Below are 24,798 nucleotides of genomic sequence, written 5' to 3' on the forward strand. Positions count from 1 at the left end.
CTCAGCGCGTCTGCGTCGACATCGAATACGGCCGCTGCGCCGGATCGGTGGCCCATTGCGTGTTCGGCGTGGCCTGCATGCGGAAGCGCAACTCGCCACCGGCCTGGATTTCCTCGTGGGTGAGGTAGGCGCGATTCAATGCCTGGCCGTTGAGGGTGGCGCTGCCGATGTAGCTGCGCGCCTTGCTCAGGCCATCGGCGATCACGCTGAAGCGCTTGCCATTGGGCAGGTGGAGCGTGGCGCGCGGCAGAAACGGGCGGCCGATGATGTACTGGTTGCTGCCCGGTGCCACCGGATAAAAGCCCAGCGTGGTGAATACGTACCACGCCGACATCTGGCCGAGATCGTCGTTGCCGGCCAGGCCCTCGGGGCCGGCGTGGTACTGGGTGTCCATGATCTGGGTCAGCCGCGCCTGGGTGCGCCAGGGCTGGCCTGCGTAGGCGTACAGATAGGCGACATGGTGGCTGGGTTCGTTGCCGTGTGCGTACCAACCGATCAGGCCGGTGATGTCTTCCATGTGTTCGAACACCTTGGGGTCGACCTTGGCATCGAACACCGCATCCAGGCGCGCGAGCAGTTGGTCGTCGCCGCCATGTGCGGCTGCAAGTCCTGCGACGTCCTGCGGCACATACCAGGAGTACTGCCAGGCATTGCCTTCGGTGTAGTCGCTGCCGTAGCCGCTGGCCGAGGGGTCGAACGGCGCACGGAAGTCGCCGGCACGGGTGCGCGCGCGCATGTAGCCGGTGGCCGGGTCGAAGGCGTGCTTCCAGTTGCCGGCGCGCTTGCTGAATTCCGCGGCGATGGCGGGCTTGCCGAGCTTGTCGGCCATGCGCGCGATGGTCCAGTCGTCGAAGGCGTATTCCAGCGTCTTGGACGCGGCTTCGCCTTCTTCATCGATGGGCACGTAGCCCAGTTCGCGGTACTGCGCGATGCCGTCGTAAGGGCCGTAGTTGGCGCTGGCGACCATGGCGTCCAATGCTTCGTTGGCATCGAAGCCGCCGATGCCCTTCATGTAGGCGTCGGCGATCACCGGCACGGCGTGGTAGCCGATCATGCACCAGGTTTCCAGGCCGTGGAACGCCCAGACCGGCAGGATGCCGTAGGCGCTCTCGCGGCGTGAGGCGAGCAATGAATTGACCATGTCGCTGCTGCGTTGCGGCGGCTGCACCAGGGTGAGCAGCGGATGCAGGGCGCGGTAGGTGTCCCACAGCGAGAAGGTGGAGTAGTTGGTCCAGCCACGCGCCTGATGCACGGCGTTGTCCGGCCCGCGGTACTGGCCATCGCTGTCCATGAACAGCGTGGGGCCGAGCAGGGTGTGGTACAGCGCGGTGTAGAGCTGGGTGCGTTGTTGCGGCGTGCCTTGCGCGTCGATTGCTGACAGCGCCTGCGTCCATTGCGCGCGTGCCTCGGCGCGCACGCGGTCGAAATCGAAGCCGGGCACCTCCGCATCGAGATTGGCAATGGCACCGGCTTCGCTGACCGGCGACAGCGCGACCTTGACCACCAGCGGCATGCCATCGTTGGCAACATCAAACACGCCGACCAGTTGCCGGCCTTCGATCTGTGCGCGCTGGGCGGGATTCTTCTCGCCCGGCGGCGGAAAGCCCTTGTACGGGATGTCCTGCTCGGTGTCGTGCAACTGCGTGGCGGTGAGCGGGCGCGAAAAGCGCATGGCGAAGTACAACTGGCGGCCGGGCGCCCAGCCACGGGTTTCACGAAAGCCGGTGACGGTGCCGTCGCTGCGTACGCGCAGCCGCGACCACTGCACCTTGCCGGGGTAGTCGTACAGGCTGGTGCGCAGGTCCACCAGCACATGCGCCGGTACGCCCTTGGGGAACTGATAGCGATGCACACCCACGCGCGCACTGGCGGTGAGTTCGGCGCGGACGTTGCGGTCCTTCAAGGTCACCGCGTAGTAGCCGGGCTGCGCCTGCTCGCTGGCGTGGTCGAACTGCGCGGTGTAGCCGCTGCCCGGTGTGGCGACATCGCCGCGTTCGAGCTTGACCTGGCCGGTTTGCGGCATCAGCAGGACATCGCCCAGGTCCGAATGCCCGGAGCCGGAAAAGTGCGTGTGCGAGAAGCCGACAATCGTGCTGTCGCCATGACGGTAACCGGCGGCCCAGCCATAGGCCTCCTTGCGCGGCTTGATCTGCGTGTCCGGGCTCAGCTGCACCATGCCGAACGGCACCGTGGCGCCGGGATAGGTGTGGCCTTCGCCACCGGTGCCGATGAACGGGTCCACCGCGCTGAAGCCCGCGTCGTCCGCGCGTGGCGCCGCGCTGCCGGCGAAGCTGACGCAGGCGGCAAGCAACGCCAGCCAACGCAGCGGAGAGAAGGCGATTGAGCGATGCTGCATGCGAACGGTTCCAGGCGGATGCAGCGCCGGACCGTAGCACAGCTGTCGGGCCTGATCGCATGGCATCCACGCCTGCATCGTTGAGCTCGCTAATGCATGCGTGGGCCGCGGTGGGCGCTGGACGCGCGTGGCCGCCATGGGTTGCCAGCCTTGCGCGCAGGAGGCTGCGGGTGCGCAGGTCGGTTGCCCTGATGCACGCAGCAAGGCCTTGCAGCAGATGCGAGACAGCGTGCACCTGCACTGCTTCGGTCGCAGGCAAGCGCAACGCCCGGCCGCTGAAATCGCGCAAACCGCCCGCATATGATCCTGATGGATCTGTTCGATGCTCCCACCGCGCCGGTGCAGCTGCTGCACGATGCGCAAGGCGGCGTGCGCTATTGGCCGCAGCTGCTGGCGCCTGCCGTGGCGCAGCAGTGCTTTGCCGCGTTGCGCCAGGCGACCGACTGGCGCAGCCAGCGCCGCGAGATGTATGACCGTGTGGTGGAGGTGCCGCGCCTGCTGGCCTCGTATCGGCTGGATGCGCCGCTGCCACCCGGGCTGCCGCTGCAGGCGCTGCTCGCTGCGGTGCAGGCCGTGTTGCCTGCCCCGTACAACGCCGTGGGCCTGAATCTGTATCGCGACGGCCGCGACAGCGTGGCCATGCATCACGACAAGCTGCAGACACTGCAGGCGCCGTATCCGATTGCATTGGTGTCGCTGGGCGCCACGCGGCGGATGCAGCTGCGTGCAAAGGACGGCAACACGCGTGCGATCGCTGTGGAACTGGCGCCGGGCAGCCTGCTGGCGATGAGCCATGCCTCGCAACTGAGCCACGAGCACGGCATTGCCAAGACCGCACGTGCGGTGGGTGAGCGCATCAGCGTGGTGTTTCGCGTGCGCCCGGCCGAGCGCATGGCGGCCGGGCAGCACGGGCCGCACTGGGAGCCGGTACAAGCGTAGCGTGGCTGACAAGGCGTGGTGTGGCTTCGTCGGCACGGTACGGAGCAACCCGGAGTCTCCCGGGCAACAGGAGCGACGGGATCACACGAGTGCCGCGTACCAGCTGCGGGCCCAGTGCCGTGTTCGCTTGGCCGCCAGCGCAGCAGCTACGTCGGCAACCTTCTACGCGTACGTTTGCGGCTGATTGTGCCGATTACGGCTGGTGAGCGTGCGGTACCGCTGGCAGCCGCGCGACGTGTTTTGCCTGCGCAAACGCCGCACTGGTGCGTGCGCCGGTGCTGCTCGTGCCTGCGCTCTGTCGCGCCCGGCATGGCCCATTCGGGTGATTGCCATCGCCCTCACGGCTGGCCATGCTTGCATGTACTCCCCCCTCAGCGTCGCCCCTCCATGTCCCTGGCCGATACCCGCCACCATCAGATGTTTCCCGAGCTGGACTCGGGCCAATTGGCGATCACGCGGCGTTTTGCCAGCGGGCCGGCGCAGCGTTTTGCTGCCGGCGAGATCGTCTTCGACGTGGGCGATGCGCACGCGCCGGTGTGGGTGGTGCTGGAAGGCGCCATCGAAGTGGTCCGGCGCGACGGGCTGGGCAACGAAAAGCCGGTCACCTCGCACACGCCCGGGCAGTTCACCGGTGAGGTGAGTCAACTCGCCGGGCGCGCGTCGCTGGCCGGCGGACGTGCCGGGCCGCAGGGCTGCCTGGCGCTGCCGTTCGACACCGCGCATCTGCGCGCGCTGATGATCAGCTCGGCCGAAGTCGGCGAGGTGGTGATGCGTGCGTTGATCCTGCGCCGGGTCGGCCTGATCGAAGGCGATGCCTCGGGCTCGGTGCTGATCGGCGAGCCGGACGATCCGCACCTGACCCGGTTGCAGGGCTTTCTGACCCGCAACGGGTACCCGAACACGGTGATCGATGCCTCCGACGAGGAAGGCCGCGCGCTGGTGCAGCGCTTCGGCATCCAGGAGCAGGAATTGCCGGTGATGGTGTGCCCCAGCGGGCGGGTGCTGCGCCAGCCCAGCGATGCCGAAGCGGCGCATTGCCTGGGCATGACCCCGGATATCGACCCGGACAAGCGCTACGACGTGGCGATTGTCGGTGCCGGCCCGGCTGGCCTGGCGACGGCGGTGTACGCCGCGTCCGAAGGCCTGTCGGTGCTGGTGCTGGACCAGCGCGCCATCGGCGGCCAGGCCGGCGCCTCGGCACGGATCGAGAACTACCTGGGCTTTCCGACTGGTATTTCCGGCCAGGCGCTGGCCGGGCGGGCCTACAACCAGGCATTGAAATTCGGCGCCGAGCTGGCGATTCCGATCGAGGCCGGCACGCTGGAATGCGGGCGCGACGACGGCGCGCTCAAGCTGGATCTGGCCGACGGCAAGCAGCTGCTGGCCAGCACCGTGGTGATCGCCTCGGGCGCGCGTTACCGGCGTCCGGAGATCGACGGGCTGGAGCGTTTCGAAGGCCATGGCGTGTCGTACTGGGCCTCGCCGGTGGAAGCGCGGCTGTGCGAGGGCGGGGTGGTGGCGCTGGTGGGCGGCGGCAATTCCGCCGGCCAGGCGGTGGCGTTCCTGGCACCGCGGGTGAAGGAACTGCACCTGATCATTCGCGGTGAAGGGCTGGAATCGTCGATGTCGCAATATCTGATCGACCGCATCGCCGTGCTGCCGAACGTGCAGCTGCATGCCGGCACCGAAGTGTCCGCGCTGGAGGGCGATCCGGAGCGTGGTCTGCAGGCGGCGGTGTTGCGCACGCGCGCCGACGGGCAGACCACGCGGGTGGAGTTGCGGCATCTGTTCCTGTTCGTCGGCGCCGACCCCAACACCGGTTGGCTGCAGCAATGCGTCGAGATGGACAAGCGCGGTTTCGTCGTCACCGGCAACGCGCGCGGCGATGGCGTGCCGGCCTGCCTGCCGCTGGAAACCAACCGCCCCGGCGTGTTCGCCATCGGCGATGTGCGGGCCGGCTCGGTCAAGCGGGTGGCCGCGGCCGTGGGCGAAGGCGCGGCGGTGGTGGCGCAGATCCATCAGTACCTGGCACATCAGGCCAACCCGGTGCCGGCTTCCGAGCTGGCCAGCGCTGGGGAATAGGGAAGCGGGAGTCGGGATTGGGGAATCGGGAATCGGGAATTGGAAGAGCGAGTGCTTTTGGCGGCTCGATTCCTCCATTCCTTGGCCATCCGGCTGTTACCACTCGGTACGCGCGATCTGAGGTCGCTGGCCCGACACATCGTCACACTGCGTGCGCCGGCAGCTGCCGGGGCCGTAGCGGAGCTACACGCTGGCGTGGTGGCGCGCCTGATGCCTATTCCGGCCAATGCACCTGTGGCAGTTCGCCGATCTGCGGGCGGGCGAACAGGTAGCCTTGCTGCAGGTGGATGCCCATGTCGCGCAGGGCGCGGCATTCGTCCGGGTGTTCGATGCCTTCGGCGATGACGGCGATCCCGAGTTCTTCGCACATGCGGGTGGTGTGGCGGACGATGGCCTGGCGGCTGCGGTCGGCGTCGATGCCGCGCACCAGGGCGATGTCCAGCTTGAGCAGGTCCGGCTGGAAGTCGGCCAGCAGGCCGAGGCCGGAATAGCCGGCGCCGAAGTCGTCGATGGCGGTCTTCAGGCCGCGTGCCTGATACGTGCGCATGATGTCGAGCAGATGCGCCGGTTCGGCCAGGTGTTCCTGTTCGCTGACCTCGAAGATGATGGCGTCCAGCGGCCAGCCGTACTGCGCGGTGGCCGAGAGCGTGGCGCGCAGGCAGTGTTCGGGGTTGTAGACCGCATTGGGCATGAAGTTGATCGACAGCAAGGCCGGCAGCGGGATCTGCGCGGCACATTCAATCGCCTTGATGCGGCACGCCTGGTCGAAGGCGTAGCGGTTGCGCTCATCCACGGCGGCCAGGATGCTGCCGGCCGATTCGCCATTGACCCCGCGCACCAGCGCTTCGCCGGCGTAGATGCTGCGGGTGGACACGTCCACGATCGGCTGGAACGCCATGGTGATGGCGGTGGGAAAGTCCTGGCCGTCGCGGCAGGCGTTGCAAACGGGAAGCGTGGGCATGGCTGGGCAATCGTGCGGCGTGGGGTGAGCGTAGCGGTATCGGCCGCAACGCCGCGTCATTGAGTCTGCACACGCATCCTCGCGCGATCCTCACCCGGCGCGTCACCGCGCTCGGCGATAATGCCTCCTCGCTCGCATCGGACGCCCCATGACCGCTCTCACCGAACGTTACGCCCTGGCCGTGGATTACGCGCGCATCGCCCATGCCGGGCAGGTCCGCAAGGGCACGCAGATTCCGTATCTGAGCCACTTGCTGGGGGTGTCCACGCTGGTGCTGGAATGCGGCGGCGACGAAGAACAGGCCATTGCCGGGCTGCTGCACGATGTGGTGGAAGATTGCGGCGGCGGCCATGAGGCCTCGATCCGCGCGCAGTTCGGCGACGCGGTGGCCGACATCGTGATGGCATGTACCGATGCCACCGCCGAAGACAAGGCCGAGGTGGACAACACCGACAGCGCGCGCAAACGCGACTGGCGCGAACGCAAGCTGGCCTATCTGGACCACCTGCGCAACACGCCCGAGCGCGCCTTGCTGGTGTCCGGCTGCGACAAGCTCTATAACGCGCGCACCATCGTGCAGGACCTGGAAAACCCGGCCGTGGGCCAGGACATCTTCAACGTGTTCACCGCCGGGCGCGCCGGCACGCTGTGGTATTACGGCGAGCTGGAAGCGATCTTCCGCACGCGCGATGCCGCCACCGCGCGGTTGTTCACTGGCGTGGTGACACGCATGCAGGCCTTGGCCGAGACCGGCGAGCAGCCGGTGCCGGTGCCGGCGCACGCGCTGGGCTGATCGCGTTTTACGCAGCTGATCTGCGACCTGGCAGCAGGGCCCTTGCCCGCCAGCTATTGCGGAACACGTCTCTGTAGGCGCTTACGCGGGATCCATGCCGCGTAGGTAGCTTGAATGAATGCGTGGTTGTTGGGTGATAGGGCTGCGGCCTGGCTGCAGGGCCCTTGCCCGCCCACCATCGCGGGACACGCCGCAAGTACGTCCATGTAGGCTCCGGCGCGGCATCCATGCCGCTCAAGGTCCCGCGACGGTGAGCGGGCAAGGACCAGTCGAGATGGTCGGTATGCGCAGTTACAAGCAGGGCGTGGCGTGCGTTGTTCGAATCAGGTGCGTCCGACCAGTTCCCTGCGCAAGCCGAGCGAAACGCTTTCAATAAAATAGCTGACTAACTTCCTGGTGCGGTGCCCTTCCTCCTTGCAGGTTGCGGGACCGTGTGGCGGCATGGATGCCGCCACCGAGCCCCAGGGACGGGTTCACGGCGTGTCCCGCAACCGGCGGGGCACCGCGCCCTCGGCGCTGCGCGTTTGCTGCAGGGCCCTCGATTGACGCATGTCAAGGCGATCAGCGTCAGGCGCCGCAGCATTGGCCGTTGCCCCTGACATCGGCTGCATGCGTCCCGCGCTAGGCTAGTGCGTTGTCGAATGTCGGTCTGGTGGTCATGTCCAACGCAATCTCGTCATCCTCCGGCCTGGTGCGCGTGCGCGGTGCGCGCGAGCACAACCTCAAGAACGTGGACGTGGACATCCCGCGCGATGCGCTGGTGGTGTTCACCGGGGTGTCCGGCTCGGGCAAGTCGTCGCTGGCGTTCGGTACCGTGTTTGCCGAAGCGCAGCGGCGTTACCTGGATTCGATCTCGCCGTATGCGCGGCGCCTGATCGACCAGGTCGGCGTGCCGGAAGTGGATTCCATCGAAGGCCTGCCGCCGGCGGTGGCCTTGCAGCAGGCGCGCGGCGCGCCGAGTGCGCGCTCGTCGGTGGGCAGCGTCACCACCATCTCCAACTCCCTGCGCATGCTGTATTCGCGTGCGGGCAGCTATCCGCCGGGGCAGGAGATCATCTATGCCGACGGCTTTTCGCCCAATACCCCCGCCGGTGCCTGCCCGACCTGCCACGGCCTGGGGCGCATCTACGATGCGACCGAAGCGACCATGGTGCTGGATCCCACGCTGAGCATCCGCGATCGCGCGGTTGCCGCCTGGCCCGGTGCCTGGCATGGCCAGAACCAGCGCGACATCCTCACCACGCTGGGCCACGACGTCGACCTGCCGTGGCACAAGCTGCCGAAGAAGACCCGCGACTGGATCCTCTACACCGACGAGCAACCGGTGGTGCCGGTGTACGCCGGCTACAGCCTGGACGAGGCCAGGCGCGCGCTGCGCCGCAAGGAAGAGCCCAGCTACATGGGCACCTTCACCAGTGCGCGGCGCTATGTGCTGCACACCTTTGCCACCACGCAGAGCGCGCAGATGAAAAAGCGCGTGGCGCAGTACCTGATCAGCACGCAGTGCCCGCAGTGCGACGGCAAGCGGCTGCGGCGTGAGGCGCTGTCGGTGACCTTCGCCGGCCTGGATATCGGCGAGCTGTCGCGGCGGCCGCTGGACGAGGTGGCCGACCTGCTGCGCCCGGCTGCGGAAGGTGCCGGCGGCAAGCGCAACGACAAGCGCAAGCAGGCCGACACGCATCCCGAGCAGGCGATTGCCGCGCAACGCATCGCCGCCGACCTGCGCGCGCGGATCGAGGTGGTGCAGGCGCTGGGCCTGGGTTATCTCAGCCTGGAGCGCAGCACGCCGACGCTGTCGCCTGGCGAGCTGCAACGGCTGCGGTTGGCCACGCAGATCCGTTCGCAGTTGTTCGGCGTGGTGTATGTGATGGACGAGCCATCGGCGGGCCTGCACCCGGCCGATGCGCAGGCCTTGCTGGGCGCGCTGGATCAGCTCAAGGCCGCCGGCAATTCGGTATTCGTGGTCGAACACGAGGTGGATGTGATCCGCCACGCCGACTGGATCGTCGACGTCGGCCCGGCTGCCGGCGTGCACGGCGGGCAAGTGCTGTACAGCGGCCCGCCCGCGGGACTGGAGCAGGTGGAGGCCTCGTCCACGCGGCGTTACCTGTTCGGCACCCCGCCGCAGGTGCACAGCCATGCGCGTGCGGCCACCGGTTGGCTGCAGTTGCGCGGCATCACCCGCAACAATGTGCGCGAGCTGGATGTGGACCTGCCGCTGGGCGTGTTCACCACCGTGACCGGTGTGTCCGGCTCGGGCAAGTCGTCGCTGGTGAGCCAGGCGTTGGTGGAATTGCTCGGCGCCCATCTTGGACAGGCGCAGGCAGAGGACGACGAAGCGCTGGATCCGCTGGAGCGCGGCACGCAGGTGCCGCTGGGTGGCGCGATCGTTGGCGGGCTCGACCAGGTGCGGCGTCTGGTGCGTGTGGATCAAAAGCCGATCGGCCGCACGCCACGCTCCAATCTGGCCACCTACACCGGCCTGTTCGACCCGGTGCGCAAGTTGTTTGCGGCCACACCGGCCGCGCGCCGCCGCCGTTACGACCCGGGGCAGTTTTCGTTCAATGTCGCCAAGGGCCGCTGCGCCACCTGCGAGGGCGAGGGCTCGGTGCACGTGGAATTGCTGTTCATGCCCAGCGTCTACGCGCCATGCCCCACCTGCCACGGCGCGCGCTACAACGCCAAGACCCTGGAGATCGCGCTGCGTGGCCACACCATTGCGCAGGTGCTGGAGATGACGGTGGACCAGGCCGCCACATTCTTTGCCGACGATGCCAGCGTGTTGCGCCCGCTGCAGGTGTTGCGCGAAGTGGGGCTGGGCTATCTGCGGCTTGGCCAGCCGGCCACCGAACTGTCCGGTGGCGAGGCGCAGCGCATCAAGCTGGCGACCGAACTGCAACGCGCGCAGCGACGCGACACCGTGTACGTGCTGGACGAGCCGACCACCGGCCTGCATCCGGCCGACGTGGATACCTTGATGCGGCAGCTGCAAGGCCTGGTGGAGGCCGGCAATACGGTGATCGTGGTCGAACACGACATGCGCGTGGCCGCCAGCAGCGATTGGGTGCTGGACATGGGGCCGGGCGCGGGCGGTGCGGGTGGCGCCGTCGTGGTGGCCGGTGCGCCGGAGGCGGTTGCGCGGCAGCGCGGCAGCCGCACCGCGCCGTTCCTGGCAGAGGTATTGCGCGGAAATACGATCGGCTAACAAAGCTTTCGAAGGTTGTAGCGATGGCGTCAGCATGTTGGCTAGACGTGCCTTCGATGACGAGTGAATCGATGTCGGCATGGCAGCGAGTTGCTCGCGTCGAAGAACGCCGATCAGATCGCACTGCGTCTCATCACATCGCAGGGCACGGCATCACTGCTCCTGACCATGCACACCAACCATCCCGACGGGTCCTTGCCCACCCACCATCGCGGGACCTTACGCGGCATGGATGCCGCGTAAGAGCCTACAAGGACGTACTTGCGGCGTGTCCTGCGATGGTGGGCGGGCAAGGACCCCGCAGCAAACCCGCAGATCGTCCGCTGTAAACCGAGGCACACGCACCGTCCAATCTCTAAAGACCTAGCCCCCTCTCAAGGCGACCGAGAGCGTGAGCGTCAGCGCAATGGGGATGTGTTCCCGAGCCAACCAGGGCACGATGCCCTCTGCGTGAGCGAGACACGCCCCGTATCCATCCCCTGAGCTGAGCCATTCCGATTGCGGCTGGCGCTCAGCCCATCAATTCAAAACTCGTAGACACGCCCTCAGCCTCCGACGAGGGCGCCACCCAGAGATCGAATACGCCAGGCTCTACCGTCGGCTGCAATGCCTGGCCGATAAACAGCAGGTCCTCACGGCGCAGCACGAACTCCACCGCGACGCTGCCGCCTGCCGGCACCGCCAGCTTGCGGAAGTCCTTCAGTTCGCGCACCGGGCGGGTGACGCTGGCGCTGCGGTCGCGGATGTAGAGCTGCGCCACTTCCTCGGCATCGCGGGTGCCGCGGTTGTGGATGCGCGCGCTGATGCGCAGGCTGCCGGTCGCCGCCAGCCGTGCATCGCTCAGGCGCAGCTCGCCGTATTCGATGCGGCCATAGGTCAGGCCATGCCCGAACGGAAACAACGCGGCATTGGGCGCGGTGCGGTAGCGGGTCTTGAACGGCTGCAAGGCATCCGGGCGCGGGTCGGCACGGCCGCTGGGCTTGTGGGCATAGCTGTAGGGCAGCTGCCCGGACGCGTGCGGAAAACTCACCGGCAAGCGCCCGGACGGACCGTGCGCGCCAAACAGGATATCCGCCAGCGCGGCGCCCGATGCCGAGCCCAGGAACCAGCCGACCAGGATCGCCGGTGCCTTGAGTACCGGGCCATCGATCACCAGCGCACGGCCGTTGCTGAGCACCACCACCACCGGCGTGCCGGTGGCCGCCACCGCCGCCAGCAGCGCTTGCTGCCCGGAGGGAATGACGATCTCGCTGCGCGACTGCGCTTCGCCGGAGTAGCGCATCGGCTCGCCGATCGCCAGCACCGCCACATCCGCGGATGCCGCTGCGGTGACGGCTGCCTGCACGCCGCCGGGCAGGCCATGTTCGAAGTCGCAGCCTTGCACCACCTGCAGGCTGCCCGGGTCGCGCAGCCGCGCGTGCAGTGCGGTGGCCAGGTCGTTGCCGCTGTCGTCGCCGCCGAACAGGCTCCATGGGCCGGCGCTGTCGGTCCAGTTGCGTGCCATCGGCCCGATCAGCGCGATGCGTTGCCCTTGCGTCTTGAGCGGCAGCAGCTCGCCATCGTTCTTGAGCAGCACGATGGATTTGCGTGCCGCCTCGCGTGCCAGCGCCAGTGTTTCGGGGCGCCGCTGCCGTGCCTGTGCGCGTGCCGGCACGATGCGCAGGAACGGATCGTCGAACAATCCAAGCGCGGCCTTGAACTGCAGCACGCGGCGTACCGAGGCGTCCAGTTGCGCCATGGTCACCTCGCCGGCGGCCACCAGCGCCGGCAGATGCTGCAGGTACAGCCCGCTCTGCATGCTGATGTCCACACCGGCCAGGAACGCCAGCTTGGCTGCCTCGCGCGCATCGCTGGCGACCCCGTGCCCGATCAGCTCCAGATCGCCGGTGTAGTCGGACACCACCAGGCCGCGGTAGTCCCACTCGCCGCGCAGCACCTCGCTCAGCAGCCAGCGATTGGCCGTGGCAGGGATGCCGGCGATCTCGTTGAACGCTGCCATCGTGGTCACTGCGCCGGCATCGAACGCGGCCTGGAACGGCGGGAAATAGACCTCGCGCAGGCTGCGCTCGGAGATGTCGACGGTGTTGTAGTCCAGGCCCGCTTCGGCGGCGCCGTAGGCGGCAAAATGCTTGGGGCAGGCCGCCAGTGCATCGGCATGATCCAGTCCTTCGCCCTGGAAGCCGCGCACGCGCGCCTGCGCAAACCGCCGGCCAAGCAGCACGTCTTCGCCACTGCCTTCCACGCCGCGCCCCCAGCGCGCATCGCGTGCGATATCCACCATCGGTGCGAACGTCCAGGCGATGCCGACTGCGCTGGCTTCCAGTGCGGCGGCGCGCGCGGTGCGTTGCGCCAGCGCCGGCTCGAAGCTGGCGGCCTCGGCCAGCGGCACCGGAAACACCGTGGTGAACCCGTGGATCACATCGGCGGCGAACAGCAGCGGAATCTTCAGCCGGCTCTGCAGCGCGGCCTGCTGCAGTTGCCGGTGCCACAGCACATTGGAGCCATTGAAGATGCCGCCCACCCGCCCGGCACGCGCGGCGGCAAGCTGGCCCTCGGCGGTGGGCACGGTGTTGACCGGATTGGCCGCCGCCGCCGCATCGGTCTGCTGCGCCGAACCGGACAGCGTCAGCTGGCCGGCCTTTTCCTCCACGCTCATGCGCGCGATCAGCGCATCGATAAAGGCCGGCGCCGCGGCCGCACGCCGCGGCAACGCAAACCCTACCGGCAGCTGTGCCGACAACGCTGCCGACGCGGCACCCAGCAGCAACCCGCGACGTGTGATTCCAGTCCCCATGCCCGCCATCCCCGTATGTCCAGGCCAGACGCTAACGGATCGCCAGCGAAAAGCCGTGCTGCGGTGCACGAGGGTTGTCGAATTGTCGGCCGCGGTAACGCTGCGACAGCACGGCCCCTTCACCGTTTGCGCACTAGCGTGCGCCATCGATCAAACCGGTCAGGACACACGATGCTGGACGTGGAAACACGCGTGCGCTTCTACGAAATGATGCACCTGGGCATGCCGTGGTGGGAGTTCGTGCTGCGCGCAGTTGCGGTCTATAGCGTGGTCCTGCTGTTGACGCGCCTGACCGGCAAACGCGCGCTGGGCCAATCCACGCCATTCGACGTGCTGCTGATCGTGCTGCTGGGAACCGCGGTGCAGAACTCGCTGATCGGCGAAGACGTCTCGTTGCTGGGCGGCATGATCCTGGCGGCCACCTTGCTGGTGTTGAACTGGCTGGTGGGCATGGCGACCGCGCGCAGCCGGCGGATCGATACCTGGGTGCAGGGCACCCCGGCGCTGCTGGCGCGTGGCGGGCAGATCTACTGGAAGGAACTGGTCCGCCACAACGTCAGCTATGCCGACTTCGAGGTGGCAAAACGCAAGGCCGATTGCCGCGACGATGCCGATATCGACATGGCGATCCTGGAGACCTCCGGGGAGATCAGCATCCTGAAAAAGCGCCGGGGCTGAAGGCAGGCAAGCGTGCATGCCGGCCGTGCCGCCGTATCGCCGTGGCAGCGCGCCTGGCGCAGGCGCGTCACCGTGGCAAGCCGCCTCAGCGGGCCTTGCAGAACAACGACAGGTCCACTGATTCGGCCATGCGCTGGTAACCGGCATCGTTGGGATGCAGGAAGTCGCGGGTCAGCGCGGCAGGCAGCCACTCCGGCCTGGCCGGGTCGCGCAACGCGGCGTCGAAGTCGATCACCGCATCGAATGCCTGCCCGTCGCGGATGAACCCGTTGAGCGTCTGGCGCGTGGCCGCCGCCACCGGCTCGTAGCGATCCGAGTTGCCGAACGGGGTCAGCGTGGCGCCGATCACGGCGATGCCGTGTTGCTGCAGCCGGGTCACGATCTGGCGATAGCCCAGCACCATGTCGGCAGCAGTGCGGCCGGCAATCGCATCCGGCGGACCGCTGTGGCGGATGTCGTTGATGCCTTCGAACAGGATCACCTGGTCCACACCGGGCAGCGCCAGCACGTCGCGATCCAGCCGCGCCAGCGCGCTGGGGCTGCGGCCATCGTCGAGCAGCTTGTTGCCGCTGATGCCGGCGTTGAGCACCACCACGCTGCCGGGGCAACGCTGCTCCAGCCGCCTGGCCAGCAGGGCCGGCCAGTCGCCATTGGCGCCGCGCGTGGCGGTGGCGCCTTCGGTGATCGAATCGCCCAGCGCCACCACCACGGTCTGGCGGGGATGCGGCGGTTGCACGTAGAGGGCGGAGATGACGTTCTGGCGATACGCCAGCGCCTTGCTGTCTGGTACCTCGGCCTGGCCCTTGACCACCCGCAGCGCGGTGCGGCGTACCGCCGGGCGCGCCGGCGTGGGGAAATACAGGCTCACCGCCACCTCGGCCAATGCCGGTGCGCGCAGCGGCACCGGGTCGCTGAGCAATACGCCGCCGGGCGGCACGGTGATGCTGGCGCGTCCGTCGAAGCGCAGCGGGTGCGTGTCCCCGGCGCCGCCGAGCAGGCGCGCCGTGCCCGCACCGATCGTCAGCGGGGTGGTGCCCAGCTCGTTGCTGATGCGCACGCGCAGGGCCACCGCCGCAGTGCCCAGGCGCATGTCCTGGCGCACCGTTTCATCGGCAAATTGCAGCGGCGTGTCGGCGCCGCCGTCGAGCCGGTCCGGCGTCGCCGAGGCGATCCAGGCCGGCACCCAGCGGGGTGCCGGGTGCGCAGTGGCCGGGCCTGCCAGCACGACACTCAATGTCGCAGTCATCATCCATCGCCAGACCATGCGCAGAACTCCTTTGTCGATCAGGAAAAGAACACGCCGCCGTTGACGTCCAGGTTGGCGCCGTTGATGAAGCTGGCCGCATCCGATGCCAGGTACAACGCCGCATCGGCGGCTTCCTCCGGGCGGCCTTCGCGCCGCAGCGGGGTGGCATTGGCGACGAAGGCGCGTACTTCCGGCTTGGTGAAATCGTCATGGAAGCGGGTGGCGATCATGCCGCAGCACAGTGCGTTGACGCGGATGCCGCGCGGGCCCAGTTCCTTGGCCATTGCGCGCGAGAACGTCATCACCGCCGCCTTGGCGGTGGCATAGATGGCCGCGCCCGGCCCGCCGCCATCGCGCCCGGCAAGCGAGGCGAAATTGACGATCGCGCCGCCTTCGCGCATATGCGGTGCCACCGCCTGGGTGGTCAGGTAGACCGATTTGAGGTTGAGGTCCATCACCTGATGGAAGAAGGCCTCGTCGATATCGGCCAGCGGCTTGCGCGCCAGCATGCCGCCGGCCACGTTGATCAGCACATCGATGTGCTGGCCGAAGGCGGTGCGCGTGGCGGTCAGCAGGCCGGCCACGGCGGTGGCATCGGTGACGTCGGCGCGGTGCAGGATGCCCTGGCCGCCGGCGGCCTGCAGCTGTGCCAGCGTGTCGCGCGCGCTGGCGTCGTCGTTGGCGTAGTTGATGCAGACCTTGGCGCCGGCAGCGGCCAGCTTGAGCGAGATGGCGCGGCCGATATCGCGGCCGCCGCCGGTGACGATGGCGACCTTGTCGTGGAAATGCATGCGGGTATGTCCTGTTGGTGTGGGGAAAGCGGAGTAGGCAGCGGGCACGGTCAGGTGCCCGGTGCGTCGAGTCGGTGGATGCGGCCGGTGACCAGCCACAGCGCGGCCAGCGAGGCCGGCACCAGCGCGGCGACCAGGATGAACATCGGTGCGTACGAGGTTGCGGTCATCACCGGGACCAGCCAGGTGGTGATCAGGGTGCCGGCCACCGCGGCCATGCCGCCGATGCCGGCCAGCGAGCCGACCGATTTACCGGCGAACAGATCGCCGGGCAGGGTCTGGATATTGCCGATGGCGATCTGGAAGCCGAACAGCACCGCGGCAATCGTCAGCACCGCCATGCGCGGGTCGGCCGCCTGCACGGCGCCCAGCAGCGCTGGCGCCATGATGGCCCCGCCCAGGGTGATGGTCCATTTGCGCGCGCGGTCCACGCTCCAGCCGGCCGCGATCAGGCGCCCGGACAACCAGCCGCCGCACAGGCTGCCCAGCATCGCGCCGACGAACGGCACCCAGGCGAACGCACCGATCTGCTTGATGTCGAAGTGGAAGGTCTCGGCCAGGTAGATCGGCAGCCACGACACGAACAGCCACCAGATCGGATCCAGGAAGAACCGCGCCAGCACGATGCCCCAGCTTTGCCGGTGCGACATCAGCTGGCGCAGCGTGGGCAGGTAGGCCGGCGGCGGCGCGCTGCCGGCCTCGGGCGCATCCAGGATCAACGCCCGCTCGGCCGCGTCGACCCAGGGATGCCGGTCCGGCCCGGCGCGGTAGATCACCAGCCACGGCAGCAACCACAGCATGCCCAGCACGCCGACCAGCACGAAGGTGCCCTTCCAGCCGAACGACAGGAACAGCAGCGCGATCAGCGGCGCCGAGACGATCGCGCCGATGGAGGCGCCGGCATTGAAGATGCCCTGCGCCAGCGCACGCTCGCGGGCGGGAAACCATTCCGCATTGGCCTTGACCGCGCCCGGCCAGGCGCCGGCTTCGCTGATGCCCAGCAGTGCGCGCACCACCGAGAACGCCATGATGGAGTGGGTGATGGCATGCAGCGCAATGGAGAGCGACCACACCGCGATGGACAAGGCAAAGCCGAGCCGGGTGCCGATGATGTCGAACAGCCGTCCGAACACGAACTGCCCGGCGGCATAGAACAGCATGAAGATGGTGACCAGCAGCGCGTAGTCTTCCTTGGTGGCGCCGATGTCGCGCGAGATCGCCGGCCACATCACCGCCAGCGCGTTGCGGTCGATGTAGTTGATCACCGTGGCCACCGCGATCAGCGCCACGATCAGCCAGCGCACCGCCGAGCGTTTGCCCGCCGGGCGCGTGGGTGTGGTGGAGGTGGAGTGGGTGCTCATTTTTCACCTGCAGCGCGATCGAAGCGCGCGTAACCGCCGCGCCAGCGGTAGTGCTGACCGGCGGCCTGCACCTGGTGGCTGCGTTGTGCATCGGCGTCGTCGGCCACCGCCAGCGCGATGCGCTGGCCGCCGACCAGGGTGAGCACGATCACCTCGGCATCGTCGCCGCGCACGCGCTCGATGGCGCGGATGCGGCTATTGGCGCCGTGCACGTATTCGGCGGTGCCGTTGTATTCGCCATGCGGTTCCAGCACGCCGAAGAAGCTGACGTTCGCCTGCCCATCGACACGCTGGATCAGCGCCGGTTCGCGGCGCAGGTTGAAGTCCGGATCGTTGGCGCCGCTTTCCACCAGCAACGCACGCGCAGGTGCGCTGCTGCCGAAGCGGTAGCTGTAGAAACGGCCGGCGAGCAGCCAGCTCAGGCTGCGCGTGTCGGCGCTCGCATCGCTGGAGGCATCCACCCACAGATGCTGATAGCCGTTGGCCTTGCCCAGCACCGGGCGTTGCGTCAGTGCGCGCTCTGCGGTGAAGCCGACCTGCATGATCTGCCCGTTGAAGTGCAGCGGCAGGTCGTAGCGTGCAGGCGCGCTGCCGCTGACGCGCAGCAGGTCGACCACCACCGGCAGGCGCAGCTGCGGGTGCGACAGCAGCGCCTGGGTGCGGGTGAAGCTGACCCCGTCGTAGGCCTGCTGCATGCGCGCCGAGGCGATCCGGGTGTCGGCACTGCTGGCGAACAGCAGCTGCGTCGGCGCATGCTGCTCGCCCACCTTCCAGTCGCCGTTGAAGTGGCTGGTCTCGTTCACCACCAGCGTGTTGTGCGCAATGGTCTGCTTGGCCCAGCTGCTGTTTTCCGGCAGATAGATGCCGCCGGCCTTGGCTTCCACGTTCAGGAAACGCGCCGCGCCGTAGTCGGTGACCACGCGCTGGCCGTTGTCGTAGAACAGCCAGTTCAACTTGTCGAAATGGCCGTGGCCCATGCCTTGCGAGGTGTTCTTCATCACCAGCGTCTGGCCGTCGTCGCCGCCGCTGCGCAGGATCGCCAGCGCGCCCTGGTCGCCCTGTGCGCCATCGCGCAGCAACACGCTGCCGAAGGCGAACGGTTGGGCGCGGTCCTGCGCGAGCGCGCTGGCCACGGCCAGGCCTTCGGGGGTGAGCAGCACGCGGCGCTGGCGTTGTGCGATGGACAGCAGTTGCGCATCGTGGGTCTGCGCGTAGGCGATGCCGATGCCGGCCACCAGTTCCTCGGTATCCAGGCCCTTGTCGAGGATGGCGTCGTTGATCGGGAAGAAATAGCCGCCGTAGCTGCTCTGCACCAGGCTGTCCACGGCCTTGAGCAGCACGCCGTCGCGGCGCTGGAAGATGCGTTGCTGCGGCTGGTTGCGCGCGATCGCATTGGCGAACAGCACGAACGGCGCCAGGGCATAGCGTTGGTAATACGGGCCTTCGGCGTAGTAGCCGTCCGGCGAGAACAACTGGTCCACCTGCGCCAGGAAGCCGGCCTTGCCATCGCGCTTGCTGCCGCGCAGTGCCTTGTCCACCAGCGCCTGATCGCGCAGCACATAACCGGTCATGCCGACCGCGGCCACCGCCCAGGTGGCGTGGTTGTGGATCTTGTCGAAGTTGTCGGCGCTTTCGTCGCACAGGAAGTGCGCCATGCGCGCGAACACGTCGCGGTCGATGGTGGCGCGGTCCTGCGCGCTGAGCGTGTCGCGGATGGCGTCGTAGCCCTGGCTTGCGTAGACCAGCCACACCGAGTCGTTCAAGGACTGCCAGAACAGCCGCCCCGGCACCTGGCCGCGCCCGGCCGGGTGTGCGCCCAGCGTGGGATACAGGCGTGCGTAGGCCAGCAGCACGTCGCGCGCATAGTCGGCATAGGCGCGGTCGCCGGTGAGCCGGTACAGCGCGCCGGCCGCCTGGATGGCCTGGTAGTTGCGCTTGTGCTGTTCATGGCTGGCGCCGCCGCCGGGGTCCCTGGGCACCGGCACGTCCACCCCGGCCCGCATCGCTGCGCGCACGCTGGCTTGTGCGCGTGCCTGTTCGCGGGCGAACACCGGCAGCCTGGCGCCATCGCTGGCCATGGCGCGCCATTGCTGGGCGGTCACCAGCACCGGTGCGGCATCGGTGGCGCGCGGTTGCGGCTGCGCCGCTGGCTCGGCCGCTGGTGGCGGCGCGGCAATACAGGGCAGGGCGCTGCCGGCGCCGACCAGGACCAGCAGCAACAGGCGGGTGGAACGGGTCATAGCAGGGGCTCCGCTGCGCCGGCATGCAACGCCGGGGTGCGGACGAACCGGTTGCCGCTGGCGATCAGGTGGGGCGTGCCGGTGGTGGGTTGCGCCAGGATCGCGGCGCTGTCGACGAAGCGGTTGTTGCGCAGCGCGACGCGCTGCACGCCGTGCAGGCGCAGCGACGCATCCGCAGCGCGGCCGACCTGCGTGAAGTGCGAGTCGCTCAGCTGCAGCACCGGGCCGAAGGTGCTTTCATCGCGGCCGCCGCGATACAGGTCCAGCACCGGCCCGGCGACACGGTGAAACTGCGACTGCTGCACCGTCACCTGTTCGACGTTGTAGGTGCCACGGTCGTCGGTCTCGGCGCGTGCGGACAGCACCCGGCCGGAGACGTCTTCGACCAGCAATCTGTCCAGCAGGATGTGGTCGGCCAGGCTGCCCTTGCCGAGCGCGATCACATCGAAGCCGGGCTGGGCGTCCAGATGATGCAGGTGGGTATCGCGCAGCGTGAGCTGGTACTGCGCCACGGCGGTGCCTGGCCTGGTGCGGATCACCGCGTTGCCCGGCTGTGCGGGCGCGGCGCGGCCGTCGATCTCGAGCCGGGCCAGGCTGAGTGTGCCGCCGGGCGCGATCTGGAACAGCGCCGGCTGCGAAAAGCGGATCCGCGCGCGCCCGTGTTGCGGGCCTTCCAGCGTCAGTGGCCGGTCCACGTCGAGGATGTCATCGACCTGGTAGCGCCCTGCATCCAGCTGCAGGCGATCGCCGGGGGCGGCGTGCGCCACGGCGTCGGTCAGGCTGGTCGGGCCCGGCCGCACGCGCGTACGGCGGCCGCTGTCGGCCACCGCCTGCGGCGCCTGCTTGGGATACCAGCTCACGCCCACCTGGTCGCGTGCGATGTAGCTCAGCGCCGGGTCGGCGCCGACGCCGGTGGCATTGTCGGCGACCAGCAAGCCGGTGCTGGCCCGGGTCATCGTCACCTGGCGGCTGTCGACGCCGCCGGGCAGGCGGGTGGATGCCAGCGGGCTTTGCAGGTTGCCGGCAAACGCGATGCCGGACAGATCGCCCAGCACGCGCACCGGGTCGCTGGCGGCCACGATCAGGTTGCCGGCAAAGCGGCTGTTGATCGGCGCGGCGGTGCGCTCGGCATCCATGCCGGCACCGAAGAACAGCTGGTTGACGTTGACGAAGGTATTGCGCTCGATGCGCGCCTGGTCCACCTGCACGTAGCGGTTGGCGGGCGAATTGGGCACCCCGTACATGATGCTCAGCGCCGACGAATAGCCATCCCCGGCCAGGTTTTCCAGGTAGTTGTGGCGCACGGTCTGCTTGCGGTTGATCACGCGGATGCCACCGGTGTTGGCCTTGCCATCGCCGAAGAACACGTTGCGCTCGACCAGGTTGCCATCGCCATGCCGCAGCACCAGCGCGCCGCGCGATTGCTTGAACACATTGCCGCGGTAGGTGTTGCCGCCGGACTTGTTGGAGACCACCTCCACCTCGCCGTCGCAGCCTTCGAACCAGTTGTTGTCCACCACCGAGTTGGAGGCGCTGTCGGCGTCGCTGCTGGTGCCGATGCGCAGCGTCTCGCCGCCATTGGCGCCCAGGTTGGGGCGTGGCCCGAACCAGTTGTGGTCGATGCGATGGCGATTGTCCAGGCCCTGGGTGGCGTCGCGCACCACCACCAGGGTGGGGCCGGCATTGGTCTTGCCGACCAGCTGGTTGTGGTCGAAGCGGTTGTCGCTGTCGTACAGCGCCACCCAGTTGTCCGAATCGTTGCGGGTGGGCTTGCTGAAGCCGTCCACCACCACCCGGGTGATGCGGCTGTGGCGCGCGCGTTCCTTGCTGGAGATGCGGTACGACAGCACCGCATCGCCCGGGCCGTGGCCGTCGCGGAACACCAGGTCCGACACCACCAGGTAGGTGCCGGCCATGCGCAGGTCGGAGGTGCCACTGATGATCACCTTGCCGGGCGTCTGCGCGGTGAGGGTGATCGGCTGCTCGGCGGTACCTTGCCCACGCAGCACGATGGCGAAATCCCGCCACTGTCCATCGGCCAGCACGATGCGATCGCCGGCACGCAGCGCGGCCGCTGCCACGGCGTATTCGCTCTGGTCGTGCACCAGGTACGAGGTGGCCTGGGCCGAGCCGATCCAGGCGGGCGCGCACAGCAGCAACAGGCAGGCAAGGGAAACGGGGGGTTGCATCGGGATGCTCCTGGACGCTGGCGCGTCGGTGATGGCCGAGGGTAACAGTGCAGGCTGGATCGTTAACCAAAAGAGTAGTCCAGTTGGTTGCTATTGAAGCTCGGGAAACGCCGGATGTCATGCTGCGTACGCACAAAAATGGCCCTGAAATTGGCCTAGATAGGTGGCTCGATCGGTAAATGAAAGAAATGATTGACTTGCCATGGATCCGCATGGAACCTCCATCGCGCTCGGTTTCGAGCATCCTTTGGGAGGAGGAATTGTGCGATACACAGAATTAGTCCAATTACGTATACCAGTTAGTCGGACCGTCTTGGCGCAGGCACTGCTGGGCGCTCTTGCGCTGGCCGGCACACACGTGGCCATGGCCCAGCAGACCGATGCCGCCCAGTCGCCGCCGCAGCAGGCGCCCACCACGCTGGACCAGGTCAAGGTCACCGGCATCCGCAGCTCGATCCAGTCGTCCATCGACAGCAAGCGCGAGCAGACGGTGGTGGCCGACGTGCTGTCGGCCGAGGACATCGGCGATCTGCCGGCGCTGTCGATCGGCGAGGCGATCGAGACCATCACCGGAGCGGCCACGCACCGCGAAAAGGGCGGCGCGTCGGAGATTTCCATCCGTGGCCTGGGGCCGTTCCTGGGCTCGGCCACCTTCAACGGGCGCGAGGCCAGCAACGGCAGCGGCGACCGCTCGGTGAACTTCAACCAGTTCCCCTCCGAACTCATCAACACCGTGGCGATCTACAAGACCCAGCGCGCCGACTTTGTCGAGGGCGGCATCGCCGGCACGGTCAACATGCAGACCGTGCGGCCGCTGGAATTCGGCAAGCGCCGCGTGCAGCTGGACGGGCGGGCGACCTATGCCGACGGCGACAGCAAGCTGCGCGACGCCGATGGCGTGGGCTGGCGCGGCACCGTCAGCTACCTGGACCAGTTCGACCTGCGCGGGGCCGGCAAGCTGGGGGTCTCGCTCGGCCTGCAGCGGCTGGAAGGCACCAACCCGGAAGAGGTGATGAGCAGCAGCTCCACCTGGACGGCCTGCAACGCCAACGAGGTGGTGGGCGCCAGCCGCAACTGCACCGCCGTGACCCCGGCGCAGGTGCAGGCGGGCACGCCGTACTACCTGGCGCCCGGCAGTCGCGTGTACCGCCAGATCAGCGAACACGATCAACGCGATGCCGCCTTCGCAGCGCTGCAATGGCGGCCGTTCGACGGCCTGGACGTGGCCCTGGATTACCAGGACTCGCAGCGCACCGTGACCGAAGACCGCGCCGAGCTCAATTTCTCCGAGACCTTGCGCAACCTCAACAACCGCCAGGTGGGCGACAACGGCGCCTTGCTCGGCCATACCGGCAGCAGCACGCTCGAATCCTCCACCGACTACAAGGTGCGCGACGAGCAGTACCGCGGTGGCGGGTTGCGCGTGGAATGGCGCCCGAACGCGGCCTGGATGCTGTCCACCGACCTGTCGTATTCGCGCACCGAGCGCAGCGAGATCGACCGCATGATGCGGCTGCGCTCCAATGCCACCGACATCAACGGCAACCGCGTGCCCGGGATCAACGGGCAGCGCGTGGACTACACCTATACCTATGCCGGCGATGTGCCGGGGATCGTGGTCGATCCTGCGTTCGACCTGAACAACCCGGACAATTTCAGCGCGGCCGCGCGTGCGCGCCGCGACGAGTTGCGCCGCGAGCACACCATCCGGGCCTGGCGCTTCGATGGCGCCTTCACCCCGGAAAGCGGGCTGCTCACCTCCATCAAGGGTGGCGTGCGCCTGTCCGAGGCGACCTACCGCGACCTGGACGACCGCGTCGAGCGCAACGTCACCGATGCGGCCACGATCCGCGCCGCCAACCTGGCCTGCCGGCAACCGTTCCCGCAGGAGGATTTCCTCTCCGGCGCCAGCGGCAACACCATCCAGCAGTGGGCCACCTTCGACAGCCGCTGTCTGTTTGGCGCCATTACCGGCGTGGACGACACCGGCCGCAATGCCGACCCGCGCGGCACCGCCGACTCCGACGTGGAAGAAAAGACCCGCGCGCTGTACGTGATGGGCGAATTTGCCAGCACGCTGTTCGGGTTGCCGCTGGATGGCAACCTGGGCGTGCGCTGGGTGCGTACCGACGTCAGCTCGGTGGGATTGCGCGGCGAGCTGGACGTCATCGACAACCCCGACGGCACCATCCAGCTGGTGGAAACCGGACGCTTCGCCGCGCAGACGGTGCGCGCGTCCAATCGCGTGTTCCTGCCCAGCTTCAACGCCAACATCGGCCTGACCGACCAGACCCAGCTGCGCTTCGGGCTGTATCGGGCCATGGCCCGCCCGGATCTGGTGGCGCTGTCTGCCGGGCGCACCTTCATCCTGGAACCGGGAACCGAGTTCACGAGCGTCGGCGAGGCGATCGGCAGCATCACCGCCACCGGCAACCCGCGCACGCGGCCGCTGCTGTCGTCCAATGCAGACGTGTCGCTGGAGTGGTACCCCAATGCCGATTCCCTGCTCAGCGCCGCGGTCTACTACAAGCAGTTCACCGGGGGCGCAGTGCCCACGGTGGTGGACGAACGCTTCGTCATCGACGGCACGTCGGTGGTGGTGCCGGTGGTGCAGGACGTCACCACCCGGCAGAAGAGCGATCTCACCGGGCTGGAGCTGACCGGCACCCACCGCTTCTCCTACCTGCCGGCACCATTCGACGGCCTGGGCGTCAAGCTGAGCTACAACTACGCCGATTCCAACTACAAGACCCAGGATCTGCGCCTGGGCGACCAGATCGATCCGGCCACCGGCCTGGTGAGCGGCGGCATCGTCGCGCCGGCCAACATCTTCGGCCTGTCGCGGCACGTGTTCTCCGGCCAGCTGTATTACGCCATCGGCGCGGTCGACCTGCAGGCCATCTACAAGTACCGCTCGGAGTATTTTCAGAAGTTCGTCGGTGCCCCGGCGCAGAACCGCTACGTGCGCGACAGCGGCACCCTGGACCTGCGTGCCAGCTACCGTTTCAATGCGCAGCTGTCGGTGTCGCTGGAGGCGTCCAACCTGACCAACGAGCCGCGGATCTCCGACATGCCGGTGCCCGGCAGCTTCCGTGAGTACAACACCTACGGGCGACGCTATTATTTGGGGGTGCGCTACCGGTTCTAGCGTCGCCACCGGCGC

14 protein-coding genes are annotated in these 24,798 nt (G+C 68.0%); 6 read left to right on the forward strand and 8 right to left on the reverse strand.

The features are described 5' to 3' along the window. Position 1: 1 nt before the first annotated feature. Positions 2-2,356 carry a GH92 family glycosyl hydrolase gene (locus EO141_RS15520; protein WP_127169612.1) on the reverse strand — a complete coding sequence of 785 codons (2,355 nt, stop codon included), beginning with the start codon at positions 2,354-2,356 and terminating at the stop codon, positions 2-4. Between the two features lie 309 nt (positions 2,357-2,665). Here EO141_RS15520 and EO141_RS15525 point away from each other — a divergent pair, with 309 nt between their 5' ends. Then, positions 2,666-3,295: an alpha-ketoglutarate-dependent dioxygenase AlkB gene (locus tag EO141_RS15525; RefSeq protein WP_127169613.1), complete on the forward strand. Its 630-nt coding sequence runs from the start codon at positions 2,666-2,668 to the stop codon at positions 3,293-3,295. A gap of 387 nt (positions 3,296-3,682) precedes the next feature. Then, positions 3,683-5,377, forward strand: a complete 1,695-nt coding sequence (locus tag EO141_RS15530) for an FAD-dependent oxidoreductase (RefSeq protein ID WP_104649775.1) — start codon at positions 3,683-3,685, stop codon at positions 5,375-5,377. A gap of 214 nt (positions 5,378-5,591) precedes the next feature. Here the strand turns inward: EO141_RS15530 and EO141_RS15535 are convergent, their stop codons facing one another. Beyond that, positions 5,592-6,338 carry an EAL domain-containing protein gene (locus EO141_RS15535; RefSeq protein ID WP_115676327.1) on the reverse strand — a complete coding sequence of 249 codons (747 nt, stop codon included), beginning with the start codon at positions 6,336-6,338 and terminating at the stop codon, positions 5,592-5,594. Between the two features lie 148 nt (positions 6,339-6,486). Between EO141_RS15535 and EO141_RS15540 the strand changes: the two genes are divergently transcribed. Next, a complete protein-coding gene (locus EO141_RS15540) occupies positions 6,487-7,131 on the forward strand; it encodes an HD domain-containing protein (protein ID WP_053045332.1) in 645 nt (214 codons plus the stop codon). Positions 7,132-7,789: 658 nt separating this feature from the next. After that, positions 7,790-10,336: an excinuclease ABC subunit UvrA gene (locus tag EO141_RS15550; protein ID WP_127169614.1), complete on the forward strand. Its 2,547-nt coding sequence runs from the start codon at positions 7,790-7,792 to the stop codon at positions 10,334-10,336. 511 nt (positions 10,337-10,847) lie between these two features. Here the strand turns inward: EO141_RS15550 and EO141_RS15560 are convergent. Continuing rightward, a complete protein-coding gene (locus tag EO141_RS15560) occupies positions 10,848-13,130 on the reverse strand; it encodes a glycoside hydrolase family 3 N-terminal domain-containing protein (RefSeq protein WP_127169616.1) in 2,283 nt (760 codons plus the stop codon). Between the two features lie 171 nt (positions 13,131-13,301). Between EO141_RS15560 and EO141_RS15565 the strand changes: the two genes are divergently transcribed. Next, complete coding sequence (locus EO141_RS15565) at positions 13,302-13,808, forward strand: YetF domain-containing protein (RefSeq protein WP_104582381.1); 507 nt, start codon at positions 13,302-13,304, stop codon at positions 13,806-13,808. 85 nt (positions 13,809-13,893) lie between these two features. Here EO141_RS15565 and EO141_RS15570 read toward each other — a convergent pair whose 3' ends face one another. Genes EO141_RS15570 through EO141_RS15590 form a run of 5 tightly spaced genes read right to left on the reverse strand, consistent with a single transcriptional unit; the run spans position 13,894 to position 21,635 of the window. Further along, entirely contained in the window at positions 13,894-15,057 is a 1,164-nt protein-coding gene (locus EO141_RS15570; protein WP_127169647.1) for an SGNH/GDSL hydrolase family protein, read from the reverse strand. Positions 15,058-15,092: 35 nt separating this feature from the next. Continuing rightward, entirely contained in the window at positions 15,093-15,845 is a 753-nt protein-coding gene (locus EO141_RS15575) for a glucose 1-dehydrogenase (RefSeq protein ID WP_104582383.1), read from the reverse strand. Between the two features lie 50 nt (positions 15,846-15,895). Beyond that, positions 15,896-17,206, reverse strand: coding sequence for an MFS transporter (locus EO141_RS15580; protein WP_126946607.1), 1,311 nt, complete (start codon positions 17,204-17,206; stop codon positions 15,896-15,898). Further along, positions 17,203-19,446, reverse strand: a complete 2,244-nt coding sequence (locus tag EO141_RS15585; protein ID WP_127169617.1) for an oligoalginate lyase — start codon at positions 19,444-19,446, stop codon at positions 17,203-17,205. The genes EO141_RS15580 and EO141_RS15585 overlap by 4 nt, the downstream gene beginning before the upstream one ends. Then, positions 19,443-21,635 carry a polysaccharide lyase 6 family protein gene (locus tag EO141_RS15590; RefSeq protein WP_241236670.1) on the reverse strand — a complete coding sequence of 731 codons (2,193 nt, stop codon included), beginning with the start codon at positions 21,633-21,635 and terminating at the stop codon, positions 19,443-19,445. Before EO141_RS15590 ends, EO141_RS15585 begins: the two co-directional genes overlap by 4 nt. Positions 21,636-21,948: 313 nt before the next feature. On the opposite strand from EO141_RS15590, the gene EO141_RS15595 reads away from it, so the two are divergent. Further along, the gene (locus tag EO141_RS15595; protein WP_241236671.1) at positions 21,949-24,783 is read left to right on the forward strand and encodes a TonB-dependent receptor; all 2,835 of its coding nucleotides are present in this window, start codon (positions 21,949-21,951) and stop codon (positions 24,781-24,783) included. Positions 24,784-24,798 lie beyond the last annotated feature (15 nt).

It is taken from the genome of Xanthomonas sp. BRIP62415, from assembly GCF_003993515.1.
Taxonomy (GTDB): domain Bacteria; phylum Pseudomonadota; class Gammaproteobacteria; order Xanthomonadales; family Xanthomonadaceae; genus Xanthomonas; species Xanthomonas euroxanthea.